Here is a 20,201-nt window from a genome sequence, read left to right on the forward strand (position 1 = left end):
TGCGGTCATCGTCGCGTCCTTGCGATGTTTTTGAGACGTTTTCAGCCTGGAGAGCCCTATGAGCACTGAAAAAGATTATGTTGTCGCCGATATCGGTCTTGCAGATTTCGGCCGCAAGGAAATCACCATCGCCGAAACCGAAATGCCCGGCCTCATGTCCTGCCGCGCCGAATTCGGTGAATCCAAGCCGCTGAAGGGCGCGCGCATTACCGGCTCGCTGCACATGACGATCCAGACGGCTGTCCTCATCGAGACGCTGGTCGCGCTCGGCGCCGAAGTCCGCTGGGCTTCGTGCAACATCTTCTCAACGCAGGACCATGCCGCTGCAGCGATCGCCGCTTCCGGCGTTCCGGTCTTCGCAATCAAGGGCGAGTCTCTTGAGGATTATTGGGTTTACACCGACAAGATTTTCCAGTGGGCCGATGGCGGCTTCTCCAACATGATCCTCGATGACGGCGGCGATGCCACCATGTACATCCTTCTCGGCGCTCGCGCCGAAGCCGGTGAGGACGTTCTCTCCAACCCGCATTCCGAAGAAGAGGAAATCCTCTTCGCGCAGATCAAGAAGCGCCTTACCGCTTCGCCCGGCTGGTTCACCAAGCAGCGTGAAGCAATCAAGGGTGTCACTGAAGAAACCACGACAGGCGTCAACCGTCTTTACCAGCTCAGCCAGAAGGGCCTCCTGCCTTTCCCCGCGATCAACGTCAACGATTCCGTCACCAAGTCGAAGTTCGACAACAAGTACGGCTGCAAGGAATCGCTGGTTGACGGCATCCGCCGCGGCACCGACGTGATGATGGCCGGCAAGGTTGCCGTCGTCTGCGGTTACGGCGATGTTGGCAAGGGTTCTGCGGCTTCGCTTTCCGGCGCTGGCGCCCGCGTCAAGGTCACGGAAGCCGATCCGATCTGCGCCCTGCAGGCCGCCATGGACGGTTATGAAGTCGTTCTGCTCGAGGACGTCGTTTCCTCCGCCGATATCTTCATCACCACGACCGGCAACAAGGACGTCATCCGCATCGACCATATGCGTCAGATGAAGGACATGGCGATCGTCGGCAATATCGGCCACTTCGACAACGAAATCGAAGTTGCCGCGCTGCGTAACCTCAAGTGGACAAACGTCAAGCCGCAGGTCGACCTGATCGAGTTCCCGAAGGGCAACCGCATTATCCTTCTCTCCGAAGGCCGCCTCTTGAACCTCGGCAACGCAACGGGCCATCCGTCCTTCGTCATGTCGGCCTCGTTCACCAACCAGACGCTGGCGCAGATCGAGCTCTTCACCAAGCCCGGCCAGTACGAGAACAAGGTCTACATCCTGCCGAAGCACCTCGACGAGAAGGTCGCGCGCCTGCATCTCGACAAGCTCGGCGTAAAGCTTACCCAGCTCAGCGAAGAGCAGGCTGCCTATATCGGCGTGAAGCCGCAGGGTCCGTTCAAGTCCGACCACTACAGATACTGATTTCCTCTTCGATATCCACAAGATGTGGTAGCTCCAGCATTGACAAATGCTGGGGCTTATTTTTTGGGCGCTCTCTTTCCGACGATTCCCTTCCGAAGTATTGTTTTGAGACTTGATTCGTGGCTTCGGAGCTCTCCGTTTTCCACGAAAATGGGATGTCTTGTCGTGATGCGGCACATTAAAGGACGGAGACATACCGAGGATGTCGGAAATGAAACACAGCCTGCCCAGCCAGGTGGAGGGTCGCGCATATGCCGCGGACCGTCCGCTTCAGGCAGGCCAAAAATATAGGTTTGCCGCGGTCCTTGTGACTGCAAGGCAAAAGCATTGGTCTTTGGCACGTATTGCAAAGCTGTGCGCTGCGAGCACTGCAGTCGTCGCACCGGCTTGGCCGGCTCTGGCGCAGGCGCAGCCAGATATTGGTGCGTCAGCACATCTTTTCACCTCCTCGCAAGTCGTCGGCCTTTCCGTCGTCATTGGCGTCATTTCAGCCGCCCTGCTTTCGACGCTCTGGCTGGTGCGCCAGCGCGGCAATCTCGAAAATGAAAGCCGCGAGATCCGCTCGGCGCTTTCGGACGCGCAGCAGCGCATCTCCCAATATGAGGCGCTCATTGCCGACAAGAACCGGCGCATCGTCATCTGGGATGGCGTCGCCCGACCGGAACTCCTCGGTCAGCTTCCGCCGGAAACCGGCGCTCCACAGGACAATGAATTCCTTGCCTTCGGTCTCTGGCTGAAGGCGCGATCGGCTTCCGAGCTGGAGCGGGCGGTCGGCCGTCTCCGTGAACAGGCCGAAAGTTTCGACATGGTGATCGAGACTATCAGAGACGAGGTAATCGAAGCACAAGGCCGGGTTTCCGGCGGTCGCGCCTTCGTGCGCTTCGTGGCGCTCAACAATCTGCGCGCCGAGCTGGCTGAACTGAAGATCGAGCGCGATCGGCTGATGACGTCGATCTCCGCCTTTCAAACCATGCTCGACGCCATCGATATGCCGGCCTGGCAGCGTGATACCGTCGGGCGTCTGACCTGGGTGAACCATGCCTATGGCGATGCCGTGGAAGCGCAATCGCCGCAGCAGGCCGTCAATGAAGGCCGTGAAATCCTGACGACGATCGCGCGCGAGCGCATCCACGCCACGGCAACGCCGGAATCGCCTTTCCACGACACGATTTCGACAGTCGTGCGCGGCAACCGCACGTTCTTTGATGTGGTCGACGTAAAGGTCCCCAGCGGCTCGGCCGGCCTTGCCGTCGATGTTTCCGATATCGAAGCGGTTCGCGCTGAACTGGAGCGGACGCTTAAGAGCCATGCTGAAACACTCGATCATCTGGCGACACCCGTCGCCATTTTCGGCGGCGACCGCCGGCTGCAATTCTACAATCAGGCCTTCGTGTCGCTCTGGGAGCTCGATATCGCGTTCCTCGAAAGCAAGCCTGACAATAGCGAACTTCTGGAACGCCTTCGTGCAGCCAAGAAACTGCCGGACCAACTGAACTGGAAATCGTGGAAGGAAACGGCGCTTTCCGTCTATCGTTCGCTCGATACGCAATCCGACCTCTGGCACCTGCCGAACGGACAGACGCTGCGCGTCTTTGCGACCGCGCATCCGCAGGGTGGCGCGACATGGGTCTTCGAGAACCTGACCGAGCAGGTCGATCTCGAAACGCGCTACAATACGCTGGTGAAGGTACAAGGCGAGACGATTGATCACCTTTCGGAAGGCGTTGCCGTCTTCGGGCCTGACGGCCGTATCCGCCTCTCCAACCCCGCCTTCCGGGCGCTCTGGGGCATCACGGAGACTGAAGCCAAGCCCGGCACGCATATCCGTGGCATCGGCGAGGCTTGCGCCCCGTCCTATGACCAGCCCGACGGCTGGAAGACCTTTGCAGAGTTGATCACCAGCTTCGACGACGAGCGTCGTTCCAGCCAGGGAACGCTCGAACTGCTGTCCGGCCTCGTGCTCGACTTTGCTGTCATCCCGCTGCCCAACGCTCAGACCATGCTGACCTTCGTCAACATGACCGACAGCGTACGAGCCGAACGGGCGCTGACGGAAAAGAACGAGGCGCTGCGCAAGGCGGACGAGCTGAAGAATGACTTCGTGCAGCACGTCTCCTATGAGCTGCGCTCGCCGCTGACGAACATCATCGGCTTCACCGATCTGCTGCGCACGCCGGGCGTAGGCCCGCTGAACGAGCGGCAAGCCGAATATATCGACCATATCGCCACCTCGTCCTCGGTGCTCTTGACGCTCGTCAACGACATCCTTGATCTTGCGACCGTCGATGCCGGCATCATGCGGCTGAACTATGCGGAAATCGATCTCGCCGATCTTCTCGACGACGTTTCCATGCAGATCGCCGACAGGCTGCAGGAGAGCGGCGTTTCGCTGGAGATCACCGCGCCCGCCTATCTGGGCTCGATCGTTGCCGATCCGCAGCGGCTGAAGCAGATCCTGCTGAAGCTTCTGGCCAATGCCGCCAATTTCTCGCCCGAGGGCGCATCGATTGCGCTGGAATGCCGCCGAGAAGGTACGGACTTCGTCTTCTCGGTGCGGGATCGCGGCCCCGGTATTTCGCCCGATATGATCGCGACCGTTTTCGACCGTTTCGCAACCGGGGCCAAGAGTGGAAAGCGTGGCGGCGCCGGGCTTGGCCTCTCGATCGTCGACAGCTTCGTCAGCCTGCATAATGGCGAAGTCAGCATCGACAGCGAGCCCGGCAGGGGAACAACGGTGACCTGCCGCATCCCCTCCATCAACCTGCCGCATTCCGTCGCTGCCGAATGACGCAAGTCGACGTCATCTCGCTTTTCCTGGAAGACGAGGCGGCAACCCTCCGCCTCGGCAATGATCTGGCGCTGGCGCTGAAAGCCGGTGATTGCTTGGCGCTGTCGGGCGATCTCGGCGCCGGAAAATCCTCACTGGCGCGGGCTTTCCTGCGCACCATGGCTGATGATGAAGGGCTGGAAGTTCCAAGCCCGACTTTCACGCTGGTGCAATCCTACGATCTGCGCATTCCCGTCTCGCATTTCGATCTCTACCGGCTCGGCGACCCCTCGGAACTGACGGAGCTCGGCTTCGACGAAGCGCTGGAAAACGGCATCTGCATCGTCGAATGGCCCGAGATGGCGGAAGGTGAGTTGCCCGTATCGCGCATCTCCCTGCGCCTCGAACATGAAGGTACCGGCCGCCGTGCCGCGATCACGGCGCCGGAGAAAACTGCAGACCGTATCCACCGCGTGCTCGCGATCCGCGGCTTCCTTGCCGATGCCGGTTACGGAGAAGCCAAACGCCGATTCCTGACCGGGGATGCCTCGCTTCGGGCCTACGAATACGTCTATCCGAGCGACGCTTCGCGAAAGATACTCATGGACTGGCGGCCGCATCCCGAAGGACCGCCGGTCTATGAAGGCAAGCCCTACCCCAAGGTCGCGCATCTGGCACAGGATGCCTATCCTTTCGTCGCGATCGCCGATGCATTGCGCGAGCGGGGCTTTGCGACGCCGGAGATCTACAAGGTCGATTACGAACAGGGCATATTGCTGATTGAGGATCTCGGTACCGAAGGCGTGCTGGATGAGGACGGACGGCCGATCGCCGAGCGTTATCGGCAAAGCGTTGGCTGCCTTGCCCATCTTCATTCGATGCAGATCCCGCAGGGCATCCCGGTTTCTACCGCGCATACGCATCACATTCCAGACTTCGATCGCGTGGCGATGAAGATGGAAGTGCGGCTGATACTCGACTGGCATATTGCCTGGAAACGTGGCACGGCGCCGACGGATGCCGAGCGCGAAGAGTATCTCGCGATCTGGGACCATTTGATCGACGAGCTGCAATCGGCCGAAAAGAACCTGCTGCTACGCGACTTCCATTCGCCCAACATCATCTGGCGGGAACATGAAAGCGGCATCCGCAAGATCGGCATCATCGACTTCCAGGATGCGATGATCGGACCGACCGCATATGATCTTGCTTCCATCGTTCAAGACGCCCGCGTCACGATCGAACCGGATCTCTTCCGTCAGTTAATGGACGACTACCTTTCGCTCCGACAGGCCCAGGGCGGTTTTGACGAAGCTGGGTTTATGAAGGCATGGGCTATCATGTCGGCGCAACGCAACTGCAAACTTGCCGGCCTATGGGTGCGGCTCTTGCAGCGGGACGGCAAACCCGGCTATCTGCAACATATGCCGCGTACGCTGTCTTATCTGGAGGTGGCGCTGGAACACGAGGCGCTTGCCCCCTTGCGCGAATGGTGCGCAAGGGCTGGAATAGTCCCAGTCGAATCATAAGACCGGATCAGTATGACCATCAGACAAGCCATGGTACTGGCCGCGGGGCTCGGAACCCGCATGCGCCCGATTACCAACACGATTCCGAAGCCTCTGGTGAAGATCGGCGAAAAGCCGATGATCAACTATGCGCTGGATTCGCTTGTCGAAGCCGGTGTGGAGCGAGCGGCCGTCAATGTCCATCATTTCGCCGACCAGATGGAAGCTCACCTTAAGAGCTATCCCGGGCTTGATATCCTCGTTTCCGACGAGCGCGAGGCGCTGATGGATTCCGGCGGCGGACTGGCAAAGGGGCTGAAGCTGCTCGGCCGCGAACTGGTCTTCGTCATGAATGCCGATCTTTTCTGGATCGGCGAGCCGGCGGGTCAACCAAGCAATCTGCGACGATTAGCCGGATTCTTCGATGCCGAACGCATGGATATGGCCCTGCTATGCGTGCGCATCAAGGACACGACGGGGCATAACGGCAAGAATGATTTCAGCCTGGGACCTGACGGTCGATTGACGCGCTATCGTGACGATCCCTCCAATCCAGTTGTCTATGCCGGTGCGATCGTCATGCGCCCCGCACTGCTGGACGATGCACCCGAGGAAGCCTTCAACCTCAATATCTATTTCGACAAGGCGATCGCCCGCGGCCGGCTTTTCGGCATGATGATGGAAGGCCATTGGCTGACGGTCGGCACGCCTGACGCTATTGACGATGCGGAGGAGACGATCCGGCGGTTCCGGACGTTTGCGTGACGCATGGTAGAGCGGCACCGGCCACGCATTCTGACGATCCCATCCGGCCTCCCCTTCCTGAAGACGCTGGCAAGTTCGCTTTGTGACGGACGCCTGACACCTCTTTTCCGGCATGATCCCGCTGATCCGCTTTCGCTTGCCAAGGTGACGATCTATCTGCCGACCCGGCGCGCCGTACGTGTCCTGCGTTCGGAATTCGTCGATCTGCTCGGCGGCCGCTCGGCGATCCTGCCGGTCATCCGGCCACTGGGAGAGACGGACGACGACAGCGGCTATTTTGACGAGGCGCTGCCCGCGACGATCGATCTTGCCCAGCCGCTTTCCAATACCGCGCGCCTTCTGGAACTGGCCCGGCTGATCCTTGCCTGGCGCAACAAGCTGCCGGAGATCGTCCGGCATATCCATTCGGAATCGCCTCTCGTCGCGCCGGCAAGCCCGGCGGATGCCATCTGGCTTGCCCGCAATCTGGCGGAATTGATCGATTCGATCGAAACCGAGGATCTTGCATGGTCTGAACTCGGCAAGCTTGATACGGGTGATTATGCGGCCTGGTGGCAATTGACGGCGGAGTTCCTGCAGATCGCCAGTGCCTTCTGGCCGGAACGCCTGATCGAACTTGGCCGATCGTCGCCGGCCCGCCATCGCAATGCCATCCTGCGCGCCGAGGCCGGCCGTCTCTCGATGATGAAGCCTGCCGGTCCGATCATCATCGCCGGCTCGACGGGTTCGCTTCCTGCCACGGCCGATCTCATCGGCGCCGTGGCGAACCTTCCGGAAGGCGTGATCGTGTTGCCCGGCCTCGACCTTTCCATGCCGGAGGAGCACTGGTCTCTGGTCGCTCCTGATCTCCTGCCGGGTCAACGGGCCAACCCGGCAAGCCGCACGCATCCGCAGTATGGTCTTTCCGTTCTGCTGAAACGGCTGAAACTCAGCCGCGAGGACGTTCAGCCGATCGAGGAAGCGGAAGCCGATCTGCGCTCTCGGGCGGAAGTCCTCTCGCGGGCGCTTACTCCATCAGAGGCGACGAGCGGCTGGGGCGATTGGAAAAAAGACCTGCCGGAAGGGACCGTTGCCGCGGCATTCGCGGACGTATCGATGATCGAAGCCGCCAACGAGCGCGAGGAGGCGACGGCGATTGCCGTTGCTCTGCGGCTTGCACTGGAACAGCCGGGCAGCGATGGCGAAAGCAGAGCTGCGCTTATTACGCCAGACCGCAATCTGGCGCGCCGTGTTATGGCGGAGCTTTCCCGCTTCGGCATTCTCGCCGACGATTCAGCCGGTACGCCACTTTCGGCAACGCCGCAGGGCACGCTGCTGCAATTGCTCCTGGAATCAACTCTGCGTCCCGGCGATCCGGTCGCCATCGTTTCGCTGCTCAAACATCCGCTTGCCCGCTTCGGGCTGGAGCGCGGCTTTCTGACCGGGGCTGTCGAGGCATTGGAGTTGCTGGCGCTGCGCGGCGGCGTGACGGAGGTTGATATCGGATCGCTCGAACAGCTGCTCGACCATCAGCTTTCGGAGCAAGCGCTCGACAGGCACGTGCCGGTGTGGCGCAAATCGCTGCCATCTGAAGCAGCGGAGATGGCCCGCAGGTTAGCCCAGAAAGTTGAACGTGCCGTGGAACCACTGGTATCGGCGCTCGTGCGGCATCGTGGGGATGATGATGGCCTGACGACCGGCATCTCGCTCTCGCAATGGGCCGAACGGACGGGCCGCGCCCTGGAAGGTATCGCTGCCGACGAACATGGCAATCTGGCAGGCCTCTGGTCCGGTGAAGCGGGCGATGCCCTGGCGAGCCTGCTTGGCGAAGTCATCGATACCGATGGCCAGATGGAAGCGGATGGGCCGCAATGGATCGATATCATGGTGGCGCTCTCCGCCGGCCATGCCGTCAAGCCCGGTGCCCTCAGCCACCCTCGCCTCTTTATTTTCGGGACGCTGGAAGCGCGCCTGCAGAATGTCGATACGCTGATACTCGGCAGCCTCAATGAAGGATCATGGCCAGGACAGACCGCCAACAATCCCTTCGTCTCCCGTATGATGAAGACAGAAATCGGGCTGGAGCCGCCGGAACGGCGCATCGGCCAGCTGGCGCATGATTTCGAGATGGCGAACGGGACGCGCCATCTGATCTATTCACGCGCCTTGCGCCAGGGTTCGACGCCAACGGTCGCCTCCCGGTGGCTGCAACGGCTGCTGGCGCTCGGCGGCGAAGATTTCGAAGAGCAATTGCGCAAGCGGGGCGCGCGCTTCGTTCACTGGGCAAACCAGATAGACCTCGGCGACAATCAGGCGCCAGCGCAGAGGCCCTCTCCCAAGCCGCCACGGGAACTGCAGCCCAAATCCTATTCCTTCAGCGAAGTCGGTCGGCTGCGCCGCGACCCCTATGCGATTTATGCGCGGCGCGTGCTGCGGCTCGATCCCGTCGACCCATTCAATCGCGATCCGGGCGCAGCGGAACGCGGTACTCTCTACCACAAGATTATCGATCGCTTTGTTCGCGAAGACCATACAGCAGGAACGCCGGAGGCGGCAGCGGCGATGGAAATCATCCTGACCGAACTCTTCGACATGGAGCAGTTGCCGCCGCATATCGACGCCGTCTGGCGGCCGCGCTTCCGCGAAGTCGCGCGCGCTTTCCTGAAATGGGAGGCCGGGCGGCAGCCCGATGTGCAAAAGAGGCTGACGGAAGTGAGGGGCGGTGTCGAACTCGATGGGATCGATATCCGGCTCACCGGCGTTGCCGACCGTATCGATATCAAGGGGCCAAACAGCGCCGACATCATAGACTACAAGACTGGCTACAACCCCTCTCCGACACAGGCCCGCGCCTTGCTCGACCCGCAGCTCGCGCTTGAGGCCGCTGCCCTTCAGGCCGGCGCCTTCCGTGATGCCGGCAGCCTTGTACCGAACGACCTCCTCTATGTCCGCTTGCGGCCGGGCAGCCGCTTCCTGGTGGACAAGGTCAATAACGAGGAGGCCAACAGCGACAAGGCAAAATCGGCAATGCAGCTTGCCGAAGAATCGATCGACCAGCTGGTAAAATTCGTCACCCTGCTGCAGTCCGGCGAGAAGGGTTTTACCTCGCGGCTGATCCCTGCCCAACAATTCGATTTCGGCGGCGATTACGATCATCTTGCCCGCGTTGCGGAATGGGCAACTGCTGACCCGGAAGGAGGAGGCGATGAATGATCCGACCGCGCTTCCGGAGGGTGACGATCCCGGTACCTGGATCGGCTGGACGACGATCCAGCAGGCGATCGCTTCTGATCCGGCCCGTTCTGCCTGGGTGTCGGCCAATGCCGGCTCCGGCAAAACGCATGTTCTGACCCAGCGGGTGATCCGGCTGCTGCTTGCCGGGGCACGGCCTTCCGCCATTCTCTGCCTCACCTATACGAAGGCTGCCGCCTCCGAAATGTCGAACCGCGTTTTCGAGCGGCTGGCAGAATGGGCGATTTTTCCGGATGAGGAACTTGCCAAGCGCATCACCCAGATCGAAGGTCGTGAGCCGGATTCCCTGAAGCTTGCGGAAGCAAGACGACTGTTTGCCAAGGCACTGGAGACACCGGGTGGTCTGAAGATCCAGACGATCCACGCCTTCTGCGAAGCACTGCTGCACCAGTTTCCGCTGGAAGCAAACGTCGCCGGGCACTTCTCGGTTCTCGACGACCGGGCGGCAGAGACGCTGCTTGCCGATGCGCGGCGTTCACTTTTGACGGCAACGGCACCGGAGAACGACCGGAACCTCGCTGGTGCCTTCACCTATGTGCTTAATCTCGGTGATGAATCCGGGCTTGAAAATCTGCTCGGCGAGATCGTTGCCAACCGCAACGCCATACGCCGCTTCATAACCACTGCCGAACAGCATGGCGGCGCCGACAAGTTGCTGCGAAAGAAACTCGGGCTTTCACCTGATGATACGGAAGAGGGGCTGGCCGAGCGATACTGGCCCTTGCCGGGTCTCTCGGATGCGGTGCTGGAACTTTATCTTTCGCTCGCCGCTACAAAGGGTGGCGCGAAGGCTCAAGACGTCGCCGAGGGCTTGCGTCGCGCCGCCCGCGAACGGGATGTTACCGCGCGCGCGCAGATTCTGGAGAAAGTTTTCCTGACATCGAAAGGTGAGCCGAAGACGGACGGGCAATTCTTTGTCAAGGTGATGCTTGCCGAAGCGCCGCAGCTTGGCGATGCTATCGCCTCTGCGCGTGCGCATGTCGTCAATTGCCGCGACCGGCTGAAATTGATGCGGATGCACACAGCAACCCATGCCGCTCTCGTGCTCGCGGACCGTCTGAACCGGGATTATGAGGAGCTGAAAAAACAGCGCAGCCATCTCGACTTCGAGGACCTGATCACCCGCACTGCGGACCTGCTCACCAAGAGTGGCGTCGGTCCGTGGATCCATTACAAGCTCGATCAGGGTATCGACCATATCCTCGTCGACGAGGCGCAGGATACCAGCCCTGTTCAATGGAGCGTCATCCAGTCGCTGGCGGAGGATTTCTTCTCAGGAGAAAGTTCGCGGCCTCTCGTCCGGACACTGTTTGCCGTCGGTGACGAGAAACAGTCGATCTATTCCTTCCAGGGCGCGCGGCCGGAACGGTTTTCCGAGGAGAAGGAACGAACGCAGCGTCGCGTGCAGAACAGCGGCCTCGCCTTCTCGACCGTTCGCCTGCCGCTGTCCTTCCGCTCTACCTCCGACGTTCTGCTCGCTGTCGATCACATCTTCACCCCACCGGAGAATGCACGCGGCCTCGGCACCGAGCCGGTCGTTCATCGCTCCAGCCGTATCGGCCATCCTGGGGCCGTCGATCTCTGGGAGATGGTCGTGCCCGATGTCGTGGTAAAGGAGGAGGACTGGACCGCTCCCTTCGATGCGACGCCCGAGAGCGCGCCGGCCGCCATTCTTGCACGGCGCATCGCTCATACGATCGGTAATCTCGTCGGACGCGAAACGATCGTCGAAAAGGGCAAGGAACGCTTCATAGAAGCCGGCGATATCCTCGTTCTCGTCCGCAAACGCGACGCCTTCGTCAATGCGCTGACGCGTGAACTGAAGCGGCGTGGCGACATCCCCGTCGCCGGCGCGGACCGGCTGGTGCTGACCAGTCATATCGCCGTACAGGATCTGCTGGCGCTCGGCCGTTTTCTGCTCCTGCCGGAAGACGATCTTTCGCTCGCCGCTCTCCTGAAAAGCCCTCTCTTCAATCTTTCGGAAGAGGATATTTTTGCGGTTGCGGCGCTGCGCGACGACCATGAAAGCGTCTGGCACCATCTTCGCAAATATGCCGCCGACGGCAATGAGCGCCTCGGCGCGGCCGTCGCAAGGCTGGAGCTCTTTCTTGCCCAGTCCCGAAGCCTTTCGGTCCATGATTTCTATGCCCGTGTCCTCGGCAGTCATGGCGGCCGGCGGCAGTTTCTGGCGCGGCTCGGTACCGAAGTCAGCGATATCCTCGACGAATTCCTGACCTTTGCGCTCGACCACGAGACATCGGGTCTCCCCGGCCTGCAATCCTTCATCTCGACGCTTGAGCTTGAAGCGCCGGAAGTGAAGCGCGAACAGGACAAGGGCCGCAACGAGGTGCGCATCATGACGGTGCATGCCTCCAAAGGTCTCGAAGCGCCAATCGTCTTTCTGGTCGATGGCGGCTCCAAGGCTTTTACCCACACCCACCTGCCAAAGCTCCGGTTGCTTGATGCCGGGCCGGACGAGCCGCCGATACCGGTGTGGATTCCCGTCAGTGATCTCGGCAATTCGCTGACGTTGACCGATGCAGCGCGCATCCAGCTTCTTGCCGAAGAGGAATACCGGCGCCTGCTCTACGTGGCGATGACACGCGCCGCCGACCGGCTGATCGTCTGCGGCTATCGCGGCGTGCGGCTGAACACCGACACCTGGCATATGATGATTTCCACCGCGCTCGACGCGGAGCATCCGCATGTCGAAAAGGCGACTTTCGCGGGCCCGGATGGCGAGTGGGACGGCATGCGCTGGCGTGTGCCGCAGGTCGAGCGCAGCTTCGAGCGAATGGACCGTGCGCCTGAACAGGCAACTGTCGAAACGGTCCCCCCGGACCTTTTCCGCCCTTTGCCGCCGCAAAAACAACTGCCGCGGCCGCTTAGCCCTTCCGGTGCCGGAACGATCATCGATGAGGAGGCCGATGATCTCTTGGTGACCTCGCCGCTCTTCGGCGATCAAGAGGGCAGCGATCGTTCCCTGGAAAAGGGCCGTCTTATCCATCGGATGCTCCAGGCTCTTCCCGATATTCCAGCGGAGGAGCGGGCCGATGCAGCAACGCGTTATGCTGAACGCGCAGCGCGATTCTGGCCGGCCATCGAGCGTCAGGCTCTAGTCGATTCGGTTGTGAAACTTTTGCAAGATGAAAGACTTCAAGCCATCTTCAACGTTCATGCCCAGGCGGAAATTTCGATCATGGGAACCTTGACGCTGGAAGGCCGGGAATATGCCGTCTCCGGCCGGATTGACCGGCTTGCTGTCCTGCCAGACAGCGTCGTCATTCTGGACTACAAGACAAATCGCGTTCCACCGACAAACGAAGACAAAATCCCTTTTGCGCACAAGGCGCAGCTTGCGATCTATCGGGAAATATTGAAGCCGCTCTATCCTGCCAAACGGATCGATTGCATGCTGGTCTATACGGAAAATGCGACCATCCATACTCTTGGCGAACAGGCTTTGGCTTCGGCACTTGCGGGACTCAACACAAAGTGAAATATCGGACATTGAAATTCCGGCACCGCACCCTCACATGTTACGCAACAGCAAATTCCGGTAAAGGAGCAGCCTATGGCTACCGTTAAGGTCGATATCAACAACTTCCAGTCGGAAGTTCTGGAGTCCGCAGAACCAGTCGTCGTCGATTTCTGGGCTGAATGGTGCGGTCCGTGCAAAATGATTGCTCCGAGCCTCGAAGAAATCGCCACGGAAATGGCCGGCAAGGTCAAGGTTGCCAAGCTCAACATCGATGAAAACCCGGAACTGGCTGCCCAGTTCGGTGTTCGCTCGATCCCGACGCTTGCAATCTTCAAGGGCGGCGAAGTTGCCGATATCTCCATCGGTGCAAAGCCGAAGACGGCGCTTTCCAATTGGATTTCCAGCGCAGCCTGATGATATCGATAGTTCGATGCAAAAAGCCCGGCAAATGCCGGGCTTTTTCATTTAGGGGGTGTGCCGTTTTCCGCCAGCACGTCGCCGACGAGATAAAGAGAGCCGCCGATGAGGATACGTGGCGGCGCCGCCTCCGGGTCGACGCTCGAAGCGATGGCGTCCAGGGCGTCGGTGACTGATGACATCGGTTCGGCCACAAGCCCGGCATCATAGGCGGCGTGGGCCAGAATCACCGGATCGATCATCGCCTCGCTGCCGCGGATCGGCACGCAATAGATCTTCTCCGCCAGATCTGCAAAGGCCTTGAAATAGCCGACCGGGTCCTTGGTGTTGATCATACCCGATATCAGGAACAGCGGACGGGACTGGCGCTCTTCGAAATTTGCCATGGCTTCGGCAATAACTTCACCAGCACCCGGATTATGGCCGCCATCAACCCAGATTTCCGACCGTGCCGGCGCGTGGCTCAGAAGCCTGCCTTCCGTCAATTTCTGCAGGCGGCCGGGCCACTCCACCGTTTCCATTGCCTTTTCCATCATCGGTTCGGTGACGGTAAAGCCTGCAGCCTTGACAGCCCTGATGGCGGCGGCTGCATTGGCATATTGATGGCGACCGGGAAGGCGCGGCAAAGGCAGATCCGCGAGGCCGAAATCATCCTGATAGATCAGCCGGCCATATTCCTCATGCGCGATGAAATCCTGGCCGAAAACGGCGCTCGGGCAGTGCAACCGCTCGGCCGTCGACATTAGCACGTCAAGGGCTGCGTCATACTCCTGATGGCCAATGACGACGGAATGGCCGCGCTTCATGATGCCTGCCTTTTCCGCAGCGATCAGCTCCACCCGGTCTCCGAGATAGGGCTGATGATCGAGTGAGATCGGCATGATGACCGAAACGGCAGGATCCTCGATGACGTTCGTCGCGTCGAAACGACCGCCGAGACCGACCTCGATGATTGCGGCATCGGCCGGATGTTCAGAGAAAAGAATGAAAGTGACGGCCGTGAGTACTTCAAAGACGGTGATCTTCTCCCCGCCATTGGCCTTCGCCACGCGTCGCAAAGCTTCTGCGAAAACGGCATCATCAACCAGTTGACCACGCCCGCCTGGAACACCCAGACGGTAACGTTCATGCCAGTTAACGAGATGCGGAGAGGTATGGACATGGGCGCTGTAGCCGCCCGCTTCCAGAAGCGCGCGGCAGAAAGCCGATGTCGAGCCCTTGCCGTTGGTGCCGGCGATATGGATGACGGGGGGAAGGTTCCGCTCCGGATTGCCAAGCGCCTCCAGAAGGCGCTTGATGCGGGCTAATGACAAATCGTAGCCCTTGGGATGCAATCCCATGAGCTTTTCGATTTCCTGCGCCGCCTCACTCACCGCGATCTGGCCTCTGTCTGTCATCGGCCCGCCCTATTCTGTGAGATCTGCTGCTCAGGCGCTCGCCGCCAGAGCAATCACTCCATTGGCATCATTTGCCGCCGCAGCCGGCTTCTTGGTCAGGATTTTCAACAGACGCGCCAGCGTCTCTGGAATATCATGACGCTTGACGACCATGTCGACCACGCCGTGTTCCAGCAGATATTCCGAGGTCTGGAAGCCCTCGGGGAGCTTTTCACGCAGCGTCTGTTCGATGACGCGCTTGCCGGCAAAGCCTATTTCGGCACCCGGTTCCGCCAGATGAATATCGCCAAGCATGGCGTAAGAGGCCGTTACGCCGCCGGTGGTCGGGTTTGTCAGAACCACGATGTAGGGCTGGCCTGCTTCCTTGAGCATGTCGACGGCCACCGTCGTGCGCGGCAGCTGCATCAAGGATAGAATGCCTTCCTGCATACGCGCGCCGCCCGAAGCCGGGAACATGACGAGCGGGCACTTCTCCGCAATCGCGCGTTCGAAGGCTTTGACGATCGCTTCGCCGGCAGCCATGCCAAGCGAACCACCGATGAAATTGAATTCATGAACGACCGCGACGAGCTTCAGGCCCTTCACGCTGCCGAGACCGGCGAGGATCGTATCTTCCTGCTCGGTCTTGAGGCGGCTGTCGCGCAGACGGTCGCTATACTTCTTGGAATCGCGGAACTTTAGCGGATCCTGGGCGACCTTCGGCTGCGGCAAAGCTTCGTATTCGCCGTTGTCGAACAGGTCGGCAAGGCGCGCCTTTGCGGGCATCTTCATGTGGTAGCCGGAAGCGGGAATGACCCACTTGTTGCTTTCCAGGTCCTTGTGAAAAACCATCTCGCCCGTTTCCGGGCACTTGATCCAGAGGTTCTCCGGCACTTCGCGACGGCCCAGCATGGAATTGATCCGCGGGCGAACGTAGTTAGTGATCCAGTTCAACTCGAATACTCCTGATTGACTAGTGCCAATGTGGGGAAACTATTCGGCAGCAACAAGGCGCGCCGAACGCGTTCCTGTGGAAAGACCGCGAACGAGTGTCGCAACGGCCTGAACCGTGTCGGCCGTCGCCTTTCCATCCGCCGTCAGGGTGTTGGCTACCTGATTGACGATCGCGGTACCGACAACCACACCATCGGCCGAAGCACCGATGACCTTTGCGTGCTCTGCCGTCTTGACGCCGAAGCCGACGCAAACGGGCAGATCGGTATGGTCCTTGATGCGCTTGACCGCACCCGAAATCAGCGACGGATCCGGCAGAGCCGAACCGGTGATGCCGTTCATAGAAACGTAATAGACGAAGCCAGACGTGTTCTTCAGCACGGTCGGCAGGCGCTTCTCATCCGTCGTCGGTGTTGCCAGACGAATGAAATTGATGCCCTTCTTCAGCGCGGGGATGCAGAGCTCGTCATCCATTTCCGGCGGCAGGTCGACGATGATCAGACCGTCGATGCCGGATGCCAGCGCATCGTCGAGAAACTTCTCGACGCCGTAGATATAGATCGGATTGTAGTAGCCCATCATGACGATCGGCGTTGCATCGTTGGTGTTGCGGAAGTCGGCAGCGAGCTGCAGCGTCTTCTTCAGCGTTTGACCACCCTTCAGGGCGCGCTGGCCGGCCAACTGGATCGCCGGGCCATCGGCCATCGGATCGGAAAAGGGCATGCCGAGTTCGATGACATCGGAGCCGGCTTCCGGCAGCGCCTTCATGATGCCGAGCGAGGTCTCGTAATCGGGATCGCCACCCATGAAATAGGTTACGAGCGCCGGGCGGCCTTCCGCCTTCAGATCGGCGAAGCGTTTATCCATACGTGCGGTCATGTCTCTTTACTCACCCATTCCCAGGATCTTGCCGACGGTGAAGATGTCCTTGTCGCCACGGCCGGACAGGTTCATCAGAATGATCTCGTCCTTGCCCATCTTGGGCGCGCGCTTGATGACTTCGGCAAGCGCATGCGAAGGCTCGAGCGCGGGAATGATGCCCTCGAGACGAGTCAGTATCTGGAAGGCTTCGAGCGCCTCATGATCCATGATCGGCACGTATTCGGCGCGGCCGATATCGTTGAGCCACGAATGTTCCGGGCCGATGCCAGGATAGTCGAGGCCGGCCGAGATCGAATGGCCTTCCTTGATCTGACCGTCATTGTCCTGCAGCAGATAGGTGCGGTTGCCGTGCAGCACGCCCGGTGAGCCGGCTGTGATCGAGGCGCAGTGCTCATCGCCCTGCAAGCCCTTGCCGCCCGCTTCGACGCCGACGATCTTGACGTCCTTGTCATCGAGGAAAGGATGGAAGATGCCGATCGCATTCGAACCGCCGCCGACCGCAGCTATGACGAGATCTGGGAGGCGGCCTTCGGCCTCAAGGATCTGCTGCTTGGCTTCCGTGCCGATAACGGCCTGGAAATCCCGCACCATCTCCGGATAGGGATGCGGGCCGGCGGCCGTGCCGATCAGGTAATAGGTATCATCGACGTTGGTGACCCAGTCACGCAGCGCCTCATTCATCGCATCCTTCAGCGTGCCGCTACCGGCCGTGACAGGCTTTACTTCGGCACCCAGCAGCTTCATGCGGAAAACGTTCGGCGCCTGACGCTCGACGTCGGTGGCACCCATGTAGACGACACAGGGAAAGCCGAAGCGGGCAGCGACGGTGGCGGAAGCCACGCCGTGTTGGCCGGCACCAGTTTCGGCGATAATGCGCGTCTTGCCCATGCGCTTGGCGAGCAGAATCTGGCCGATGCAATTGTTGATCTTGTGCGAGCCGGTATGATTCAGCTCTTCACGCTTGAAGTAGATCTTGGCGCCGCCGAGATGCTGGGTCAGGCGCTCGGCGTAATAGAGGGGGCTCGGGCGGCCGATATAGTGGGTGCCGAGATGCTTCAGTTCCGCCTGAAATTCCGGATCGTCCTTCGCCTTGTTCCACTCCTCCTGCAAATCGAGGATCAAAGGCATCAGGGTTTCGGCCACGAAGCGGCCCCCATAAATGCCGAAGCGTCCGTCTTCGTCCGGACCGGCGCGGAAGGAATTCGGTTTAGGCGTCTCGTTCACTTTCAACTCCCTGAGGTCGTTTCAGGCAGGCATGCCTGTTCAACCGCATCGAAAAATTCATCGATCATGTCCAGGCTCTTCACGCCCGGCGCACTCTCGACACCAGAGGCAGTATCGACACCTGGCGCCTTCGTCATTGCAAGCGCCTGTCCGACATTGGCCTTGTTGAGCCCACCGGAAAGCATGTAGTCGACATTGCCGTCAAGCCAGGTGAGCAGACCCCAATCAAAGGAGACGCCATTGCCACCCGGTAGTTCAGATCCTTTTGGCGGCTTGGCATCGAAGAGGAAGCAGTCGGCGATGCCAATATAGGCCTCGACCCTCTTCAGGTCGTCGGTGCTGCGGACCGACAAGGCCTTGATCACGGGGATGCCATACATCGCCTTGATGGTCAGCACGCGCTCAGGGCTCTCGCTACCATGGAGCTGCAGCATATCCGGGCGCAAAAGTGCAACGATTTCATCAAGATCATCATTGCTCGGATCGACCACGACAGCGACGATCTTCGCCTTGCCTCGCGCAGGTTCCGCGAGCTTGCCGGCAATGTCCGGCTCGACGTAACGCGGGCTTTTCTGGAAAAAATTGAAGCCGATATACGTCGCTCCGCGCTTCAATGCGCGCTCGACAGTCTCAGGCGTCTTCAAACCGCAGATCTTGATATCCGGTCTCATGGCAGCGAAGTGACACGAAACGGGCGAAGAGTCGAGCCAATTTGCAATGGCGGCCGCATTTAACGGCGGGGCTTAATCGAACTCTATGGCGTGCAGCTGACTGCCGTGACGCTTCAGCCAGGACTTCGCCTCTTCCATGTGCGGGCAGAGCTTCTTGCAGAGCGCCCAGAAGTGTGGACCGTGGTTCATTTCCTTCAGATGCGCGACCTCATGGGCGGCGAGATAATCAATCACCAAAGGCGGCGCCATGACGATGCGCCAGGAGAAGCTCAGATTTCCTTCCGAAGAGCAGGAACCCCAGCGGCTGCGAGTATCTTTCATCGAAATTGAGCGGATCGGCGCCTTGATGGAACCGGCATGCAGCCGCGACAATCTCTCAAGATCGCTGCGCGCCTCCTTCTTGAGGAAGGTCGCGATGCGCCGGCCGATATGTTCCGGCATGCCGCTGACGCGAAGTACCGGTTTGCCGTCCATCACGACAGCCTCAGTCAGTCCACGGAGGCTGCCTGTGTGCTCGATGCGATGTCTGACACCGCGAAAGAGAATTTCGCCGCCGTCGCGCAGGCCCGCATCCGTCGAGAATTTCGCAAGCTTGGTCAGCAGCCAGCCCTGATGCCGATCAAGGAAGGCGTTGACTTCGCGGGCGGCAAGCCCCTTCGGCACCGTCATCTTCAATGCACGGCCGCCCGGCTCGATACGGAGCGTGATCCGGGTTGCCCGATCATGCTGCTTGATCGTCAAGGGCATCAGACGGCCGGCGACATCCAGCGTCCGCTTTTCGGGCGGCGACGGCTTTTTCGTCGTACGGCGGATCTTCGGAAGCGGAAACATAGGGGTTTTCTATACGATTCGGGAGAAATCCGGGCAAAGAAAAACCGGCATCGTATCCGATGCCGGCCGTAGATTCTTTGTGATCACGCCTTACGGCGTCTGGTATTCGGCGACCGGGCCATTATCGTCGCGTCGGTTGTTCTTGCGCTCGCGCATGAAGCGATCGAATTCTTCCTGATCCTTGGCGCGACGAAGCTCGCGCAGGTAGGAATTGAATTCCTCACGCATTTCATCAAGCTTGCGGCGCTCTTCTTCCATGCGATCGAGCTCGGCCTTGCGCCAATCGTCGAAGGCGACGTTGCCCGTCGAGAAATGCGGGCGGTGACGGCCGTGCGAACGGCGGCAGCCTGCAAAGAAGCCATCCGTTGCCTGGTTGACGTCACGCTTGAAGCCACGCAGCCGCTCGCCGAAGATGATATAGGCAAGCATGGCCAGCCCCAGAGGCCAGAAAACCATGAAGCCGAGGATCATCAAGGCAACGGTAGCCGGAGTCCAATCCGGGCGAAGCAATGCTGACTGGTTCATCGTGCGGTATCCTCGCGTTCAGCACCCGACAGGATGCCGAGTGCTGAAAAAACAGATGGTTACCGCGGAACCGGCCTTCAAGACGATTTCAGGTTAAATCGAACAAGACC

General features: G+C 60.1%; 14 protein-coding genes. 7 read left to right on the plus strand and 7 right to left on the minus strand.

Features of this window, described 5'->3' with window-relative positions:
• The first annotated feature begins 58 nt into the window (after positions 1–58).
• The 7 genes from ahcY to trxA all read left to right on the plus strand — a co-directional run bounded on the left by ahcY (position 59) and on the right by trxA (position 13,625).
• Positions 59–1,459: an adenosylhomocysteinase gene (ahcY, locus tag ACR9ZQ_RS25825; protein WP_113322147.1), complete on the plus strand. Its 1,401-nt coding sequence runs from the start codon at positions 59–61 to the stop codon at positions 1,457–1,459.
• Between the two features lie 202 nt (positions 1,460–1,661).
• Positions 1,662–4,247, plus strand: a complete 2,586-nt coding sequence (locus ACR9ZQ_RS25830; RefSeq protein WP_481429017.1) for a sensor histidine kinase — start codon at positions 1,662–1,664, stop codon at positions 4,245–4,247.
• Entirely contained in the window at positions 4,244–5,755 is a 1,512-nt protein-coding gene (gene tsaE, locus ACR9ZQ_RS25835; protein ID WP_481429018.1) for a tRNA (adenosine(37)-N6)-threonylcarbamoyltransferase complex ATPase subunit type 1 TsaE, read from the plus strand. Before ACR9ZQ_RS25830 ends, tsaE begins: the two co-directional genes overlap by 4 nt.
• A 12-nt stretch (positions 5,756–5,767) precedes the next feature.
• A complete protein-coding gene (locus ACR9ZQ_RS25840; RefSeq protein ID WP_481429019.1) occupies positions 5,768–6,499 on the plus strand; it encodes a nucleotidyltransferase family protein in 732 nt (243 codons plus the stop codon).
• A gap of 3 nt (positions 6,500–6,502) precedes the next feature.
• Positions 6,503–9,691: a double-strand break repair protein AddB gene (gene addB, locus ACR9ZQ_RS25845; RefSeq protein ID WP_481429020.1), complete on the plus strand. Its 3,189-nt coding sequence runs from the start codon at positions 6,503–6,505 to the stop codon at positions 9,689–9,691.
• Positions 9,684–13,229: a double-strand break repair helicase AddA gene (gene addA / locus ACR9ZQ_RS25850; RefSeq protein ID WP_481429021.1), complete on the plus strand. Its 3,546-nt coding sequence runs from the start codon at positions 9,684–9,686 to the stop codon at positions 13,227–13,229. Before addB ends, addA begins: the two co-directional genes overlap by 8 nt.
• Before the next feature lie 75 nt (positions 13,230–13,304).
• Entirely contained in the window at positions 13,305–13,625 is a 321-nt protein-coding gene (gene trxA / locus ACR9ZQ_RS25855) for a thioredoxin (RefSeq protein ID WP_310389827.1), read from the plus strand.
• A 47-nt stretch (positions 13,626–13,672) separates the two neighbouring features.
• Here the strand turns inward: trxA and ACR9ZQ_RS25860 are convergent, their stop codons facing one another.
• The 7 genes from ACR9ZQ_RS25860 to ACR9ZQ_RS25890 form a co-directional block, all read right to left on the minus strand.
• Complete coding sequence (locus tag ACR9ZQ_RS25860) at positions 13,673–15,025, minus strand: bifunctional folylpolyglutamate synthase/dihydrofolate synthase (protein WP_310389825.1); 1,353 nt, start codon at positions 15,023–15,025, stop codon at positions 13,673–13,675.
• A 30-nt stretch (positions 15,026–15,055) separates the two neighbouring features.
• On the minus strand, positions 15,056–15,958 hold the full coding sequence (gene accD, locus ACR9ZQ_RS25865) for an acetyl-CoA carboxylase, carboxyltransferase subunit beta (protein WP_310389823.1): 903 nt from the start codon (positions 15,956–15,958) through the stop codon (positions 15,056–15,058).
• 39 nt (positions 15,959–15,997) lie between these two features.
• On the minus strand, positions 15,998–16,837 hold the full coding sequence (gene trpA, locus ACR9ZQ_RS25870; RefSeq protein ID WP_113322155.1) for a tryptophan synthase subunit alpha: 840 nt from the start codon (positions 16,835–16,837) through the stop codon (positions 15,998–16,000).
• A 6-nt stretch (positions 16,838–16,843) separates the two neighbouring features.
• Positions 16,844–18,064: a tryptophan synthase subunit beta gene (gene trpB, locus ACR9ZQ_RS25875; protein WP_113322156.1), complete on the minus strand. Its 1,221-nt coding sequence runs from the start codon at positions 18,062–18,064 to the stop codon at positions 16,844–16,846.
• A gap of 2 nt (positions 18,065–18,066) precedes the next feature.
• Entirely contained in the window at positions 18,067–18,735 is a 669-nt protein-coding gene (locus ACR9ZQ_RS25880; RefSeq protein ID WP_310389820.1) for a phosphoribosylanthranilate isomerase, read from the minus strand.
• Between the two features lie 72 nt (positions 18,736–18,807).
• Positions 18,808–19,566 carry a M48 family metallopeptidase gene (locus tag ACR9ZQ_RS25885; protein ID WP_310389818.1) on the minus strand — a complete coding sequence of 253 codons (759 nt, stop codon included), beginning with the start codon at positions 19,564–19,566 and terminating at the stop codon, positions 18,808–18,810.
• 90 nt (positions 19,567–19,656) lie between these two features.
• Positions 19,657–20,091: a DUF2852 domain-containing protein gene (locus ACR9ZQ_RS25890; protein WP_481429022.1), complete on the minus strand. Its 435-nt coding sequence runs from the start codon at positions 20,089–20,091 to the stop codon at positions 19,657–19,659.
• Positions 20,092–20,201: the final 110 nt, after the last annotated feature.

Source organism: Rhizobium sp. KNZ14-9A (assembly GCF_056755015.1).